Here is a 15605-nt window from a genome sequence, read left to right as displayed (position 1 = left end):
AAGTCATCGCTCTGCAGATGAAAGCGGCGAAGCATGCCGCGTGAGATGCATCCTTTGCAGTCGTGATTAACGAACGGTAAACAGAGTGTGCGAGCGTTAATGAATCGGCGTCCAAAACCGGTAGTTTAGCAAAGGTCGGTGATGCCGGCCGACTTCGTGACACTCATCACAGCGATGCCCTCATGCCCCTGCTTCCCCTGCTAATTTCTTTGATTTTCAGTGTCCTGCCATTGTCCATGGCTGTTGCGGCCGAGGCTTGCAGGGACGAGATCGTGGATGGTGCTCGTTACGCGATCTGCAGTTTCGAACCCGGTCCGGCGTTAAGAATCTACCATTCCGATTCGGAGGGAAAGCCGTTCGGCGGCTTCGATTCGCTCGCCCGGCAGCTCTGGAAAGAGCACCACACGCTGACCTTCGCGATGAACGGCGGCATGTATCATGACGACCTGTCGCCAGTCGGGCTTCACATCGAATACGGACGCGAGCAGGCACCGGTCAGTACGAAAGCCGGCTGGGGAAACTTCCACCTGCTGCCGAACGGGGTCTTCTACGTGAAGGACGGTCGCGCCGCGGTCGCCGAGACCACTCGCTACCTGAAACGTAATCCCGCGCCGGACTTCGCGACGCAATCCGGCCCGATGCTTGTCATCGGCGGCAAGCTGCACCCGAAATTCCTCCCCGACAGCGACAGCTTGAAGATCCGCAACGGGGTCGGCGTCGATGCAGAGGGCAGGGTGCATTTCGTCATCAGCCGGGATTGGGTGAACTTTCACCAGTTCGCCCGCCTGTTCCGAGACCGGCTGGGATGCGCCAACGCGCTCTATCTGGATGGCACCATTTCCAGCATGTTTGCCCCGGAACTCGGACGCAACGACCGCTGGATGCCGCTCGGGCCGATCATTGCGGTGATCGGCACCCGGCCGTGACCCACCCTCAGACGGCGGCCTTCGGATAGGCGCGGTCGAGACCGCCGGAGCGGGCGAGGCCGGCGCGGAAGGCCACATAGGCGGGATGCTGGCTTGAGCGGGCGGATTCCATCAGCCGGATCTGCAGACGCGAGGGCGCCACGCCGCCGAGCCACTCGCCGCAGCGTTCGAGCTTCAGCGAGTTGAGGAACCGCGCCTCCGATGCCCGGTCGAGATAAAGGTGCAGGCCTTCGAGCAGCGCGTCGTCCTGCATCGGATTTTCGAACATCAGCGAAAAGAAGCTCTGCTCGGCGGGGCCGAGAGCGGAGAGTTTGTCGGCGACGGTGTTCCGATCGGGAAATTGGGTCTGTGGCGCGGCCATGCTTTGATGCTCCCGTAGGCTTGAGCCACGGCAACGGGCCGCGGCGTTACTCAAAGCCGAAAAAGCAGGACAAGATTGCCTGAGCCTTGCCGTCTGGCAGAAGGCCGGCGCTGCGGACAGCGCCGGCTACGTCCGTGTATGTCAGCCGCGACGGCGCGTGCGGCGACCGCCTTCCTGGCTGCCGGATTCCGAGGCCGTCTTGTTGCGCAGCGGGCCGATGCGCTCGACGATCGTCTCGATGGTCGGGCGCGGGCCGGGCGTATAGCCGTCGATCGCCGAGCGCATGGCGGCGAGGTGGCCGCAAGACGTGCCGCAGCAGCCGCCGATGATCTTGGCGCCCGCATCGCGCGCCAGCCTGGCATAGTCGGCCATCAGCGGCGGCGTGCCGGAATAGTAGATTTCCGAGCCGCGGAATTCCGGGATGCCGCAATTGCCCTTGACGATGACCGTGGCTGCCGGATCGGCAGCGGTCATGTCGAGCAGGCTCGCCAGAATGTCGGAGGCCCCGACGCCGCAATTGGCGCCGACGGCGATCGGGCCGTTGCCGATGTCCTTCGCGACACCGTGAATGTCCTTGGGGTCGAGACCCATCATCGTCTTGCCGGCGGTGTCGAAGGATCCGGTATAGGTGTAAGGCATGCCGACCTTGACGGCCGCTTCGGCGGCCGCGCGAATTTCCTCCGGCGACGACATGGTCTCGATCCAGGCAACGTCGGCGCCACCGGCCTTGAGGCCTTCCATCTGCTCGACGAAGGCGGCAACCGCATCCTCGTAGCTCATGGCGCCGAGCGGCAGGAGAAGCTCGCCGGTCGGGCCGACGGAGCCGCCGACGATCACCTTGCGAGGCGCCTTGTCGGCGACGGCACGGGCGATCTCTGCCGCCTTCTTGTTGAGTGCGAAGACCCGGTCCTGCGCCTGGTGCAGCTTCAGACGATGGCGGGTGCCGCCGAACGAGTTGGTGAGGATGATGTCGGCGCCGGCATCGACGAAGTCCTGGTGGAGCTTGGTTATCTTTTCCGGCTGGCTTTCGTTCCAGAGCTCCGGTGCCTCGCCGGCCTCGAGCCCGACAGCAAAGAGATTGGTGCCGGTTGCGCCGTCGGCGAGCAGCACGCCCTTTTCGGCCAGGAGTTGGGAAAGCGGATTGGATGCAGTCGCCATGGTTCTGTCCTCGAATGATGTTCGAAGAGGGATATAAAGAATTCTTTATATGACCGCAACGGTTAAACACGACCATCGGCGCCGCTCACGCGCGTCGCCGATGGACAGATGTGGGGGAGGGGTGGGGCCGTCAGGCCGCCGCCACCGCCTCTTCATGGCTGGCGGGCGTCACCATGGCGGCGATGATCGTGGCGATGTCGACCCGCCCGACCGGCCGTCCCGCATCGTCCACGGCATGCGCCACCGTCTGGCGGGCTTCCGTCATCAGGCGTGCGGCCTGTTCGAGCACGCAGTCGGCGGGCAGTGCCATGCCTTCAGGGGCCGCTGCAATCGGCTTCATGATCGTGTCGACGCGGATCACGCGGCCGCGATTGACCTCCTTGACGAAGGCGGAGATGTAGTCGTCGGCGGGCGACAGCACGATCTCCTGGCCGGTGCCCTGCTGGATCACTTCACCGTCCCGCAGGATCGCAATCTTGTCGCCGAGCCTCAAAGCCTCGTCGAGGTCATGGGTGATGAAGACGACGGTCTTCTTCAGTTCCTGCTGCAGTTCCAGCAACACCGACTGCATGTCGACGCGGATCAGCGGATCGAGCGCCGAATAGGCCTCGTCCATCAGCAGGATGTCGGCGTCGTTGGTAAGTGCACGGGCAAGCCCGACGCGCTGCTGCATGCCGCCCGACAGCTGGTTCGGATAATGTCGTTCGAAGCCGGAAAGGCCGACGCGGTCGATCCAGTAGCGGCCCTTCTTCTCGCTCTCGGCACGGTCCACTCCCTGGATGTCGAGGCCGTAGACCGTGTTCTCCAGCACCGTGCGATGCGGCAGCAGCGCGAACTTCTGGAACACCATCGCCGTCTTGTGGCGGCGGAATTCCCGCAGTTCATCAGAAGACATGCGGCAGACATCGACGCCGTCGTAGAGCACCTGGCCGGCGGTCGGCTCGATCAGCCGGTTGATGTGGCGGATCAGTGTCGACTTGCCGGAACCCGACAGGCCCATGACCACGGTAATGCCGCCGGCCGGCATCGAGATATTGATGTTCTTGAGGCCGAGGACATGGCCATATTTGCCGTTGAGTTCGGACTTCGAAATGCCGCCCTTGACGGCGTCGATGAAGTCTTCGCCCCGCGGTCCGAAGATCTTGTAGAGTTCCTTGATCTCGATCCCGTGACTAGCCATGGATCACCTCCGTATGCTTCTGAAGTCGCTTGCCGTAGGCCTGGCTGGTCCGGTCGAAGATGATCGCGATCGCCACGAGTGCGAAGCCGTTCAGGAAGCCGATGGTGAAGAACTGATTGGTAATCGCCTGCAGCACGTTCTTGCCGAGGCCGCCGACGCCGATCATCGAGGCGACGACCACCATGGCGAGCGACATCATGATTGTCTGGTTGATGCCTGCCATGATGGTGGGCAGCGCGAGCGGGATCTGCACGTTGACGAGCTTCTGCCGCGGCGAGGATCCGAAGGCATCGGCCGCTTCGAGCACTTCACGGTCAACCAGCCGGATGCCGAGATTGGTGAGGCGGATCATTGGCGGAACGGCATAGATGACGACGGCGATCAGGCCCGGCACCTTTCCGATGCCGAAGATCATCACGACAGGGATCAGATAGACGAAGCTCGGCATGGTCTGCATGACGTCAAGTGCCGGATTAACTGTCGCCTGGACCCGGTCCGACCGGGCCATCAGGATGCCGATCGGAATGCCGATGACGATGGAGATGAGCGTGCAGACGGTGACCATGGCAAGCGTCACCATGGTGTCTTCCCAGAGCCCGACCGCGCCGATCAACGCCATGGAGACGGCCGTGCCGATCGTGATGCGCAGATTGCGGCTGGCAAAATAGACGACCGCCGTCAGGACGATCAGGAAGAGGATCCAGGGCGTATCGACGAAAAGGTCTTGCAGCCAGTTGAGGAACCATTGCAGCGGCTGGAGCGCCGTGTCCAGAATGTCGCCATAACTGCGCACGAAGGCCTTGAAGCCAGCGTCCACGGTCTTCTTGAAATCGCGCATGAGATTCTCGTCGATCGACGGAAACTCGCACAGCAATTGCGGCAGATAACCGCAAATGACAGAAGCCATCTCTATCCCCTTTGTTGAGCCCTGGTTCCGGCGCCGGCTTCACTTCAACGGGAGCCTTGCTCGCCGGAGGCATGTCTTGCCTGTCCGTCGGAAAAAAGAAGGCGGCGGGCACGAGCCCGCCGCCGTCCGGGGATCAGAGGCCTGCCTTTACCTTTTCGGCCACTTCCGGCGAGACCCAGGTGGTCCACATGTCGGCATAGTCCTTCAGGAAGTGCTCGGCGGCATCCTCGTTCGTGCCCTGGTTCTCGTCCATCCAGGCGAGAACCTTGCCGACCGTCTGGTTGTCCCACTTGCGGGTCTTCAGGTAGTCCATGGCGACCGCGTTGTTTTCGGAGAACTTCTTCGTGACCACGGTGAAGACGTCGGAGACCGGATAGGAGTTGACCTTCGGGTCGGCGCAATCCGGAACGGCCGTGCACTTGTCCCACTCGGCCTTGTCATGCTCGACGCCGAAGGACAGCTTGACCATCTCGTATTTGCCGAGGATGGCGGTCGGTGCCCAGTAGTAACCGAGCCAGCCGGTCTTCTTTTCGAAGGCGTTGGCGATCGAGCCGTCGAGGCCTGCGGCCGAGCCGGTGTCGATCAGTTCGAAGCCCTTTTCCTTGGCGCCGAGCGCCTTGTAGAGGTTGGCGGTCGAGATCTGGCAGTTCCAGCCCGACGGGCAGTTGGTGACAGCCGCCTTGGACGGATCTTCCGGAGCCGGGAACAGTTCCGGATGGGAAAGGGCGTCCTGTACCGTCTTGATGTCCGGATGCGCGTCGGAGAGGAACTTGGGGATCCACCAGCCTTCGACACCGCCGTCGCTGAGCAGCGGCGCAAGCTGGATCAGGCGGCCTTCGGCGATTGCGGCGTCGAGCGGCGTGCGCACGGCGTTGACCCACAGTTCGGGTGCGATGTCCGGCTCGCCCTTCTCGTTCATCGAGGTGAAGGTCGGCATGGTGTCGCCGGTGACCAGTGTCACCTTGCAGCCGTAACCGCTTTCGAGAATGATCTTGTCGACATAGGCGGCGACGCCGGCCGATGCCCAATTCATTTCGGCAATCGAAACGTCACCGCAATCGGCGGCCTGGGCGGAGCCGGCGACGGCGTAAAGGCCGGCGGCGAGGAAGGTGGATGCGAGAAGCTTCTTCATGTCTTTAAGACCTCCCAGTCTTAATTTGGCAGCGTTCTGGAATGGGCACGGCCGGGTTACTGCTGATCCCTGCCGCACCTATGGCGAAATTCGCTGGTTGCTCGTCGCATGCCCTTGCTCCGACTGAGCTTCCAAATGTCGATCGACTCTTGTCATTGAAGCAGCAAATCCCTGTGCGCCGCTCGCCCCTTATCGTGCCGATCGAAGATCAGCCTAAGGGTTCCGGCGGAGAAATCAACCTCCGGAACTGGGGCGGGCGTCGCGTGGAAGCGGTCGCAACCCTTTGTAACGCCTCATTTTGCTGCATTCGGGCCGTGAATGGACCGGGCCGGCGCCCAAAGCATGGGCGTTTGCTCTGGTGAGAAGGAGCCGGCCGGAAAATACCACTCCCGTACGAGACAAGCGCTGTCCCGTCCGCGCCATTTGGAGCGGTTCGCAACAGCGAGGCCACAATCTCGGATTTCGATGAATTTTTTTTGACGGGGAGAGCCGGAATAACACTCCGGTAAGAACTGACGGGCTAGAAAAGCCCCAACGGCGCGTAATTGCCGTCAGCGTTCCCGGGTTTGGTATTGCGTACCGGGGCGCTGTGTATTTCGCCCGAATGGGCATTCCATCCAGAACGATCGACGTCGGTCGGCGAGCCGCATCGGGCTCGCCACGAAAGGTCGCGGCCTTATTCGCCGATGCGGCGCAGGCGTTCCAGCACGGTGCTGCCGCGGCGAGGCATGAGCACTTCCCAGCGAGCAGTGGTTTGGGTTTTTGGCGCATTGCCGTTCCAGGCGATGTCGAGCCTATTGTGATTGCGAAGAATATACAGCATGGATTTGGCCTTCTGATCCCGGACACCCGTTTGCGCCGGTCGTTCGGCGGTTCAAATAGACCCGGCCGCGGTCCGCTGCAATGGGGCAAGTCGTCACGTTATGTCGCAAATGGACAAATAGTGCGAGGCGTTGCCGGGCAGGCTTGCGCAGGTGCCGGTTTGTGGCGAAAAAAGGGCGGAAATCGCGCGCCTGCAACGGTTTGACGCAGGTAAATTTGGAATGGGAACGACAATGACGAAAGCCGTGATGCTGCAGGGGACGGGCTCCGATGTCGGAAAGACGATACTCGTCGCAGGCCTTTGTCGGCTGGCGGCCAATCGTGGCCTGAGCGTTCGGCCCTTCAAGCCACAGAACATGTCGAACAATGCCGCGGTGGCTGATGACGGTGGCGAGATCGGCCGGGCGCAATGGCTCCAGTCGCTGGCCTGTCGGGTTCCGTCGTCCGTTCACATGAACCCGGTGCTCCTGAAGCCACAATCCGAGACGGGCAGCCAGATCATTCTGCAGGGCAAGGTGTTCGGACAGGCGAAGGGGCGGGACTACCAGAAGCTCAAGCCCCAATTGCTGTCCGCGGTCCTGGAAAGTTTTGAGACGGTCGGGAAGGGGGCTGATCTCGTCATCGTCGAAGGGGCCGGATCGCCGGCGGAAATCAACCTGAGGCCAGGTGATATCGCGAACATGGGTTTCGCCACGCGTGCCGGTGTGCCGGTAGTGCTGGTGGGCGACATCGACCGGGGCGGCGTGATTGCCTCGCTGGTCGGCACCCATACGATCCTTCCCGAGGAGGATCGCCGGCAGATCGTCGGCTACATCATCAACAAGTTCCGCGGCGATGCCAGTCTGTTCAATGACGGAATTGACGCGATCGGCGCCTTTACCGGCTGGCCCTGTTTCGGCGTCGTGCCGTGGCTGAAGGCTGCCGGACGACTGCCGGCGGAGGATTCCGTCGTGCTCGAGCGGCTGGCGAGCGGCGGAACGGGGGCCTTAAAGGTCGCAGTACCCGTCCTGTCGCGGATCGCCAACTTCGACGATTTCGATCCGCTCGCCGCCGAGCCGCAGGTGGAACTCGTCTATGTGCGTGCCGGAGAGAGTTTGCCCCCAGACGCCGGCCTGGTGATCCTGCCCGGGTCCAAGTCGACGATCGGCGATCTGCAGGATCTGCGCGCCAATGGCTGGGATGCAGACATTTCCGCCCATGTGCGCCGTGGCGGGCGGGTGATCGGCATCTGCGGCGGTTACCAGATGCTCGGCCGGACCGTTTCCGATCCGCTCGGGCTGGAGGGCGAGAGCCGTAGCGTGCCCGGCCTGGGCCTGCTTGAGGTGGATACCGTGATGGCGCCGGAAAAGACGGTGCGCAACAGCGTTGCGCGTTCCCTCGAATATGAATCCGGGCTTTCCGGCTACGAGATCCATCTTGGCGTGACGAGCGGGCCTGACTGCGAGAGGGCACCGGTGACGATTGATGGGAGGCCGGACGGCGCCCGATCGCTGGATGGCAAGGTAATGGGCACCTATCTGCACGGACTTTTCACCAGCGACGCCTATCGGGGGCGGCTGCTCGAAAGCTTCGGGATCGAGGGAGGGGGAGGTGACTATCGCCGGAGTGTCGAGGATTCCCTCGACGAGGTGGCGGCGGAGCTGGAGAAACGCCTGTCGTCGGATTGGCTGAAGGGGCTGTTGGGCTAGGGCGACATGAAGGGACGCGCCACTGCACGGCAGGGGCGATTTGGCGAAATCTTACCTCTGCGTCGCGACGTCGACCGGAGACGCCATCAGTTCGTTTTGGCCAAGCGAATTGTCGTTATACTTGAAAGCCAGGATGCTGAGCACCGAAGCGATGATGAGAATGAATATGGCGCGCATTGCTTTCTTGCTCCCGAAGCTCGCTGCTAGAACGAGATTACGGCAAAACTGGTTCCGCTTCGCCTAAACCATTCGGTAAAATCTGAACCGATCCCGTTTTATTTCACCGGGAACTGTCATCTTCAAGACGTATCGAGTTCTCTCGAAGAACAAAATCCGCCGTTTGTTGCATGATCGCTATAGAAGATGGTATTTCGGTACGCCGGCCGCAATAGGCGGCTGCAAAAGAAAGTTTCGTGCCGTCGGAGCGCGGAGGGCGCAACGCGGGTCCCGCTCCTGACGTGGAAGCGCACGTTGCTCGACGCGGTGCGCGACCCTTGCGTATCAGCTGGAAGGGGAACCGGCACCTGTCATCGGCAGAGGCGTTACCGGAGCGAACGAACCGGTTCCGACGCTTTCCGTTCCGTTACCGCTGATGAATAGGACCGAGAGCCCGATGGTGCGGGCGAAGGTGAGACCGCGTTCCTGGCCAAGAACCATCATCGCCGTTGCCCAGGCGTCGGCCGTCATGCAGTTGCCGGCAAGGACAGTCACCGAGGCCGGCGACGCGGCAAGCGGCATACCGCGGCGCGGGTCCATTGTATGGCCGAGGCGGCGGGTGCCGACCTGGACCCAGTGGCGGTAGTCTCCCGACGTCGCGACCGCGGTGTCGCTGAGTTCCAGGATGGAGTGCGGTGCCCGGCGGTCGGGGTCCGGCGCTTCCACCGCGACCGTCCAGGCGGTGCCGTCCGGCTGGCTGCCGAGCGCGCGCAATTCCCCGTCGATCGCCAGGAGGGCATCGTTGATGCCGAAGGACCTGGCGACGCGGGCAAGACGATCGACGCCATATCCCTTGGCAATGCCGCTCAGGTCGAAAACCATCGGTTCGCTCTTGCGGGCGCGGCCGCCTGCGCGGTCGAGTTCGAGGCACTCGTGGGCCGGCAGCCGCGGCTTTTCACGCGCGGCACGGATGCGATCTTCGTCGGCCGGATCCGCGCCGAAGCCCCAGGCGGTGACGGCATCGCCCATGCCGATGTCGAAGGCGCCGCCGGTTGCCCGCCCGACGTCTAGGCCGGCGGACAGCACCTCCATCAGCGGTGCCGGCAGTAAAACCCATTCGCCGGGGTCGGCCGCGCTCAGGCGGTTGAGGTCACTGTCCGGCTTCCACGTCGACATCTGGGCGTCGACTTCGGCGACGGCCGCCGCCATGGCGGCCCTTGCCGGTTCGGGATCGAACGCGGGCGGTGCATGGAAGAGGGCGGACCAGCGGGTGCCCATGGTCGGGCCGCTCAAAGTGTGACGGACGAGGTCAGTAAACGTCTTCGGCATAGCGTCCCTCCGCCTTCAGGGTGGCAAGGTTGGGGCCTTGTCCTGCCAGGATGTCGGTTAGTGCCGAGGCGACACCTGCGGCCATGTCGCGCCCGCCGCAGACCATGATCTGTGCGCCTTCCGAGACAAGGCGCGCGACGCGGGCGGCATCCCGGCGCAACACATCCTGCACATAGATCGGCGTTGCGCCACGGGAATAGGCCATGGTGACGGAGGCCAGCCGACCTTCGCTCTGCCAATTGGCCAGTTCTTCGGCATAGAGCGCGTCGCTCGACGGGTGGCGGGCGCCGAAGAAGAGGTGCATCGGCCGAGCAGCCCGGTTGTTTCGCGCAAAGCCGGCCAGCGGCCCGATCCCCGTCCCGGCACCGATCAGCAGAACGGGGCTCTTGCCCCGCACCGGCCGGAAACCCGGATTCGGACGCAGGAAGGCGTGAACGCTGTCACCGGGCTCCAGCATGGCGAGCCGTGTCGAGCATAATCCGCCCGGCTGCTTGCGGACGCAGATCTCGATGAAGCCGTCACTACTGCCGGAGGCGAGCGAGTAGAAGCGCGGCACGGTGGAGCCTTCGGGCACGATGCCGAGCAGGTCGCCCGCCTCGAAGGCCGGGAACGCCCGACGCGTCAGGCGCTGCCAGAACGAGGCCGCGGGCAGGGCGAAGCGCAAGATGGCCGTCGGTGCCTGGACTTCCGCGCCGTAGTCGCGGCGGGAGATGAGACGCAGTTCACGAGTCGAGGGTGCCTTGGGCTGATGGTTGAGCTCGAAGTCTGCCCCGAGAGCCTGGGAAAGCGTCCGGCCCCAGCGGGCGAAATCCTGCGGCGACTGGCGGTCGACAGTGTCCATCGCCAGGAACTGCTTCCAGCCCTTGGCCTCCGCTGCCCGTGCGACCTCGGCGGCAAAGCCGCAGAAGGCGGGGAAGTTGCGATCGCCGAAGCCGAGGATCGCCAATGAGGCGGCGGGCGCCTCGGGAAGAGCGGTGAGGCGATCGACAAAGCCCCTTGCGGAAGCCGGTGCCTCTCCCTCTCCATAGGTCGCGGCCAGCACGAGGATGCGGCGGGCCTTCGGCCACTGGTCGGGGGCAAAGGCGGCCATGGCGGCGCTGTGGACCCTGGCACCGTTCGCGGTCAGGGTTGCCTGAAGCGTATCTGCGAAACCCCACGTGCTGCCGCCCTCGCTGCCGACGAGGATGATTGTGTCGGCCTGATCGGCGGGAACGCGGCCGCTCGCCTGCTTGCGCCGGCCGGTGAGCCACAGGCGTATCCCGGTCCAGCCCATGACCGGAACGCCGAGGGCCGACAGTCCGAGAACAAGCCCGAGGATCGAGGCGCCCTGACCGGTGTGAAGGAGAGTGATTACGTCGCTCGCCCGCTGCCATGCGTCCGCATCGTTCCAGGCAATCAGCGCGCCGGTTCCCTGATCGATATAGCCCTCACCCCCGGTTGTCTTCAGCGTGAAGGCGTCGGTCTTGTCGCCGGCGACGGGGAAGGTCAGCGAGCGCAACGCGTTGACGGGGGTCTCCTGCAGGACTTCGATGTTCGCCGGCGGCTGACCGGTCCGGCCGCTCACATTGGTAGGGAAGGCGGGGGCGCCGGAACCCTCCGGCAGGAGGCCGAAGGTGCCGGCCGTCATCCAGAGCGCGGTGATCGAGGAGAGGGCAAGGCCCCACACCGAGAACCGCGCGAGGGCGGCGTGACGGCGCCCTTCGCCCTGGCCGCGAAGTGGAGAGAACAGCCGCTTCCAGCCTCCGGCGCGGCGCGCCAGAAGCGAGAGGCCGGAAAGACAGAGCACCAGCATCGCGGCGGCGCCCGCGGCAGTCACCATGCGCCCGCTGTCGCCGAGGAAGAGCGAACGGTGCAGGTTGGTCAGCCAGCGTTGCAGGGCCGGCGTGTCGGCGCTGCCGATCATGACGCCGGTCGCGGGGTCGATCGCGGCCGCGGTGGGCTGGTCACCCTCGTAGAAATAGGCCGTGATCTTGCCGGAGGGCGCCCGCCGGATCTGCTCCACCGTTGGCTGCTGCGCCTGCACGCGTGTGGCAAGCTCTGCCACGTTCATGCCGGCCGAACTCGGCGCGTTGATGGCCTCGTAGGCGGGATAGACCGACAGGACCGTTCCGCTCAGGGCGACGGCGCAAAGAAGGATTGCGCCGATCAGCCCCGGCCAACGATGAAGCGACCGGATCATGGTTGGTACCCTTCTCTGCTCAGAGGCCGTAGGTGAAGTCGGCGATGTAACGACTGCCCGAAACGGGCTTGCCCGCGCCGTCGGACGTCAAAGGAACGACGATTTCCGAGGGGCTGTCGCGCATGTCCTCGACGGCGGCGTCGATATGAAGTTCATAGCCGGCATCGAACAGCGCGTCGGCCAGGTCAAGCGTGATGGCGAGGCTGCGCCCGGCGCCGACGCTTGCACCGGTGATCCCGCTGATGTCCGACGTATTACCGCCAGAAGCCCGATACCAGCCGCTCAGGTGCTCGTAGTATTTGGCCTTGCCGCCGGCCATCCAGAGGCTGCCGGCATAGGCGCCGTTGGCATCGGTGACATAGTAGGCGAGATAGGCGCCGTCGCCCCCGTAGTTCTTGAGATTGGTCGTGAGCGTGACCTGCCGGGCAAACGCCATGCCCGGGAGGGTGAGCGCGGTCGTGACGGCGAGGGCTGCGAGAAGGGATTTCATTGTCTGGTTCCTTTTGTCGGATGAGTAGGATCAGTTGACCACGACCTTGGGCGTCGACCCTTTCAGGATCAGGCCGTTGTCCGGCGGCGTCACGGTGCCGGCGGGCGCCGGCGAATGCTGCTTGCCGCCACCCATCCCGAAATCGTCGTCGTCATCCTCGTCTTCATCTTCATCTTCATCTTCATGATCGTCGTCGTCATCGTGGTGGTCTCTCCGGTAGTTCGCACCTTCGAACTCGTCATCCTCGTCGGCGTCCACCGGGTGGACGAGAGTTCCGTTCGCCTGGATATCCAGTGCCGGAGAAACCAGCGATGAAAGGGGGGCGGCCCACGTTCCGAAGGCCGTGAGCATGGTGCCGGCGGTGAGGGTCGCCAGCAGAAGTCTGCGATGCTTTGTCATGATCTGGTTCCTTGTATTGGTGGTAGTCAAATGCCGGCCCTGGTTGATCGCTTGCTGACGGCCGGCGCCGATCTGCTTCAGCTTCCCGTCAGCCCGGACGAGGACGACAGGTTCAGCGATGGCCGTGTTCCGGTTCGTGCTCGATCTCGATGATCTGAAGCGTGGCGGGATCGATCTTTGCCTCGAAGCGCTGGCCGTTCGCGTCGAGGGCGTGAATCTCGTAACAGCCGTCGTCGATCTTGATGCGCTGCAGCCGCCAGCCGCGGGCTTCCGCCATGGCACGGACGGCCTCGCGCGGCTGCCAGGTCGCCATCGGAATGTTGCAGTCGTCCTCGGCCAGTGCCGTGCCTGTCAGAAGCGCGATCATCGTCGCCGTGAGAACCGTTCGCATCGCCATTGTCATTCCTCCATTCCGGATGACGTGAAGATAGAAACCCGAGGCTGACCGTTTCCTGACAATCGGTGCGACGTGGCTTCAGCTTCCCGTAAGGTGGCGGATCGACTAATGCTGACCAAGGAACACCGGGAGAAGCCGATGAGGGTATTGTTGGTCGAAGACGACAACGTGCTGGGCGCAGCCGTCCGCGACCAGATCGCCGGTGACGGACATTCGGTCGATTGGGTGACGCGGCTCGACCGCGCCGGCGATGCGCTGGCGGCTGCAGTCTATGACCTTGTGCTTCTTGACCTGATGCTGCCCGACGGGCGCGGCATTCCTTTTCTCAAGGCATTGCGTGGCCGGGGTGACGTCACCCCCGTCATCATTCTGACGGCGCTCGACCAGGTGTCGGATCGGATCGATGGGCTAAACGCCGGCGCCGACGATTATCTGGTGAAGCCGTTCGACCTCGACGAACTCTCGGCACGCATCGGCTCGGTCGCCCGGCGTTATGTCGGCAATCCCAACCCCTTGGTCACGCTCGGACCGCTGGAGGTCGATCTCGCGGCGCGCAGCATCCTCAACAATGGCAGGCCCGTTGTCCTGACCGCCAGGGAATGGGTGTTGTTCGAGGCATTCCTTCAGCGCCCGGGCCAGTTGCTGTCCAAGGCGCAACTCGAGGAGAGGCTCTATTCCTTCGGCACGGAAATCGACAGCAATGCGATAGAGGTGCATGTCAGCCGCCTGCGCAAGAAACTCGGCGCGCATGTGATCGAGACGGAGCGGGGTCTTGGCTACCGCCTGGGGCGACCATGAACTGGCCGCGCTCGCTCCAGGCGCGACTGGCGCTGGTGGTCGGTCTTTCGGTCACCGTCCTCTGGCTCGCCGCCGCCAGTATCACGGCAAACCGTCTAGGGCGGGAGATGGAGGAGGTCTTCGACAAGGAACTGGCCGCGACCGCGCAGCGCATCCTGCCGCTGGCGCTCCGCGACCTTCGTTTCCGCCGCGGTGATCACGGCGATGACGACGACGAGCGGGAAGAGCATGTCGGCCGGCTTCGCCCGTATGACGAGGCGGTGACCTATGTCGTGCGAGACGGAAGCGACCATGTCCTTCTTCAGTCGCAGGGCGCGGAAGACGTGAGCTTCCCGGCCTATGAAGCGCCGGGCTTTCGGCAGACGGCGACACATCGTCTCTATTTCGATGCCGCGCATGACGGTGACGTCACGATTGCCGTGGCGGAGCCGCTTGACCATCGCGCCGAGGTGTCGCGCAATATGATGCTCGGCCTTTCCCTACCGCTGGCCCTGGTCATTCCGATCAGCCTTGCCGCCATCGGATTCGCGACAAGGAGCGGGTTTCGGCCGGTGCGTCGGCTGAAGCAGGCGCTGGAAGCTCGGGGGCGGCAGGACCTTTCGCCCTTGCCTGATACCGGGTTGCCGCGCGAGCTCGAACCCATCACGGGTGCGATCAACCAACTGCTCGATCGGCTGAGGGCGGCCTTCGAGGCGGAGCGTAGCTTCGCAGCCAACGCTGCTCACGAACTGCGCACTCCGGTGGCCGGCGCGATCGCTCAGGCACAGCGCCTGCGGGCGGAGACGCAGGATACCGCCGCCGCTCGACGCGCCACCGAGATCGAGACGACGCTGAAGCGCCTGATGCGGATGTCGGAAAAGCTGATGCAGCTTGCCCGGGCCGAGGGCAGCCGCCTGCGGCTCGAGGCACCGTCCGACTTGCGGCCCGTCCTCGAATTGATCGTCGCGGATTTCTGCCGTTATGAGGCCGGAGCCGGAGCACGGCGAATCGATCTCTCGATGCCTCCAGAACCGGTTCTTTCTGATCTGGATCCGGATGCTTTCGGTATCCTGTGCCGGAACCTGATCGAAAACGCCTTGCGTCACGGCAGTTCGGGCTGCCCGGTCGAGGTGAGCCTCGATCGCGATGCCACCCTGGCCGTGAGCAATGACGGCGCCGCACTGCCGCCGGGGACCATCGAGAAGCTGACGCAGCGCTTCGAACGTGGAACGCAAAGCACGGAAGGCAGCGGGCTTGGCCTTGCCATCGTTAAGGCAATTACCGAGCGGGCCGGAGGACATCTCGCGATCACGTCGCCGGTGCCTGGAAACGAGGGCGGCGTTCGGGTGACTGTGCTCCTGCCCCGGGCTTCCTCGGGGCAGGCCTGACGTCTGCCGATATCGGTTTCGGCAAAGCGGTGAAAAGGCGGGTGCGTTATCGCGCGTGGGAATCGAAGATGGGCGGGACCTCGATCAAGGGCAGCGCCGTGCCGCCATCGTCGATGATCCTGAAGACGGACTGGAGCATTCCGCTGACGTCCTGGCGCACCATCTCGATGTTGTCGGCGAGCAGCGCGACGAATGGGTCCCAGTCGAAGCAGCCGATGACCGGTGGGTCGTCGCTGAAGTGATGCGAGCCCTTGATCCAGCGCATCACGCCTTCCAGCGAGATTGTCGAGTTGACAAACATGCCGCGGGGCAGGGC

The 15605-nt window shown here is 63.9% G+C and carries 17 protein-coding genes; 4 read left to right on the top strand and 13 right to left on the bottom strand.

The window, feature by feature from the left end; all coding sequences use genetic code 11:
* The first annotated feature begins 182 nt into the window (after positions 1-182).
* Positions 183-926, top strand: a complete 744-nt coding sequence (locus ACX93L_RS06480; protein WP_459404063.1) for a phosphodiester glycosidase family protein — start codon at positions 183-185, stop codon at positions 924-926.
* 7 nt (positions 927-933) lie between these two features.
* Here ACX93L_RS06480 and ACX93L_RS06475 read toward each other — a convergent pair whose 3' ends face one another.
* The 6 genes from ACX93L_RS06475 to ACX93L_RS06450 form a co-directional block, all read right to left on the bottom strand.
* Positions 934-1287: a hypothetical protein gene (locus tag ACX93L_RS06475; protein WP_459404062.1), complete on the bottom strand. Its 354-nt coding sequence runs from the start codon at positions 1285-1287 to the stop codon at positions 934-936.
* 141 nt (positions 1288-1428) lie between these two features.
* Positions 1429-2445: a betaine--homocysteine S-methyltransferase gene (gene bmt, locus ACX93L_RS06470; protein ID WP_459404061.1), complete on the bottom strand. Its 1017-nt coding sequence runs from the start codon at positions 2443-2445 to the stop codon at positions 1429-1431.
* Between the two features lie 130 nt (positions 2446-2575).
* Positions 2576-3625 carry a quaternary amine ABC transporter ATP-binding protein gene (locus tag ACX93L_RS06465; RefSeq protein WP_459404060.1) on the bottom strand — a complete coding sequence of 350 codons (1050 nt, stop codon included), beginning with the start codon at positions 3623-3625 and terminating at the stop codon, positions 2576-2578.
* Positions 3618-4532 (bottom strand): ABC transporter permease, encoded by a 915-nt coding sequence (locus tag ACX93L_RS06460; protein WP_459404059.1) that lies wholly within the window; start codon positions 4530-4532, stop codon positions 3618-3620. The genes ACX93L_RS06465 and ACX93L_RS06460 overlap by 8 nt, the downstream gene beginning before the upstream one ends.
* 133 nt (positions 4533-4665) lie before the next feature.
* Positions 4666-5664, bottom strand: coding sequence for an ABC transporter substrate-binding protein (locus tag ACX93L_RS06455; RefSeq protein ID WP_459404058.1), 999 nt, complete (start codon positions 5662-5664; stop codon positions 4666-4668).
* Between the two features lie 676 nt (positions 5665-6340).
* The gene (locus ACX93L_RS06450) at positions 6341-6487 is read right to left on the bottom strand and encodes a hypothetical protein (RefSeq protein WP_459404057.1); all 147 of its coding nucleotides are present in this window, start codon (positions 6485-6487) and stop codon (positions 6341-6343) included.
* Positions 6488-6719: 232 nt separating this feature from the next.
* Here ACX93L_RS06450 and ACX93L_RS06445 point away from each other — a divergent pair, with 232 nt between their 5' ends.
* On the top strand, positions 6720-8174 hold the full coding sequence (locus ACX93L_RS06445; protein ID WP_459404056.1) for a cobyric acid synthase: 1455 nt from the start codon (positions 6720-6722) through the stop codon (positions 8172-8174).
* A gap of 51 nt (positions 8175-8225) precedes the next feature.
* Here the strand turns inward: ACX93L_RS06445 and ACX93L_RS06440 are convergent, their stop codons facing one another.
* The 6 genes from ACX93L_RS06440 to ACX93L_RS06415 form a co-directional block, all read right to left on the bottom strand.
* Positions 8226-8351 carry a hypothetical protein gene (locus ACX93L_RS06440; RefSeq protein WP_459404055.1) on the bottom strand — a complete coding sequence of 42 codons (126 nt, stop codon included), beginning with the start codon at positions 8349-8351 and terminating at the stop codon, positions 8226-8228.
* A 324-nt stretch (positions 8352-8675) separates the two neighbouring features.
* A complete protein-coding gene (locus ACX93L_RS06435; protein ID WP_459404054.1) occupies positions 8676-9659 on the bottom strand; it encodes an FAD:protein FMN transferase in 984 nt (327 codons plus the stop codon).
* Entirely contained in the window at positions 9640-11838 is a 2199-nt protein-coding gene (locus tag ACX93L_RS06430; RefSeq protein ID WP_459404053.1) for a PepSY domain-containing protein, read from the bottom strand. Before ACX93L_RS06430 ends, ACX93L_RS06435 begins: the two co-directional genes overlap by 20 nt.
* A gap of 19 nt (positions 11839-11857) precedes the next feature.
* Positions 11858-12328, bottom strand: coding sequence for a DUF2271 domain-containing protein (locus ACX93L_RS06425; RefSeq protein WP_169588044.1), 471 nt, complete (start codon positions 12326-12328; stop codon positions 11858-11860).
* 30 nt (positions 12329-12358) lie between these two features.
* Complete coding sequence (locus tag ACX93L_RS06420; RefSeq protein ID WP_459404052.1) at positions 12359-12727, bottom strand: hypothetical protein; 369 nt, start codon at positions 12725-12727, stop codon at positions 12359-12361.
* A gap of 112 nt (positions 12728-12839) precedes the next feature.
* Positions 12840-13124 (bottom strand): PepSY domain-containing protein, encoded by a 285-nt coding sequence (locus ACX93L_RS06415; RefSeq protein WP_459404051.1) that lies wholly within the window; start codon positions 13122-13124, stop codon positions 12840-12842.
* 138 nt (positions 13125-13262) lie between these two features.
* Here ACX93L_RS06415 and ACX93L_RS06410 point away from each other — a divergent pair, with 138 nt between their 5' ends.
* Positions 13263-13922, top strand: a complete 660-nt coding sequence (locus tag ACX93L_RS06410) for a response regulator transcription factor (RefSeq protein WP_459404050.1) — start codon at positions 13263-13265, stop codon at positions 13920-13922.
* A complete protein-coding gene (locus tag ACX93L_RS06405; protein ID WP_459404049.1) occupies positions 13919-15289 on the top strand; it encodes a HAMP domain-containing sensor histidine kinase in 1371 nt (456 codons plus the stop codon). The genes ACX93L_RS06410 and ACX93L_RS06405 overlap by 4 nt, the downstream gene beginning before the upstream one ends.
* Before the next feature lie 46 nt (positions 15290-15335).
* On the opposite strand, the gene ACX93L_RS06400 is transcribed toward ACX93L_RS06405, so the two are convergent.
* Positions 15336-15590, bottom strand: coding sequence for a hypothetical protein (locus ACX93L_RS06400; protein ID WP_459404048.1), 255 nt, complete (start codon positions 15588-15590; stop codon positions 15336-15338).
* Between the last annotated feature and the right edge of the window lie 15 nt (positions 15591-15605).

It is taken from the genome of Rhizobium sp. CAU 1783 (assembly GCF_054551725.1).
Note: the sequence above shows the minus strand (reverse complement) of the source record. Positions and strands in the feature narration are given on the sequence as shown.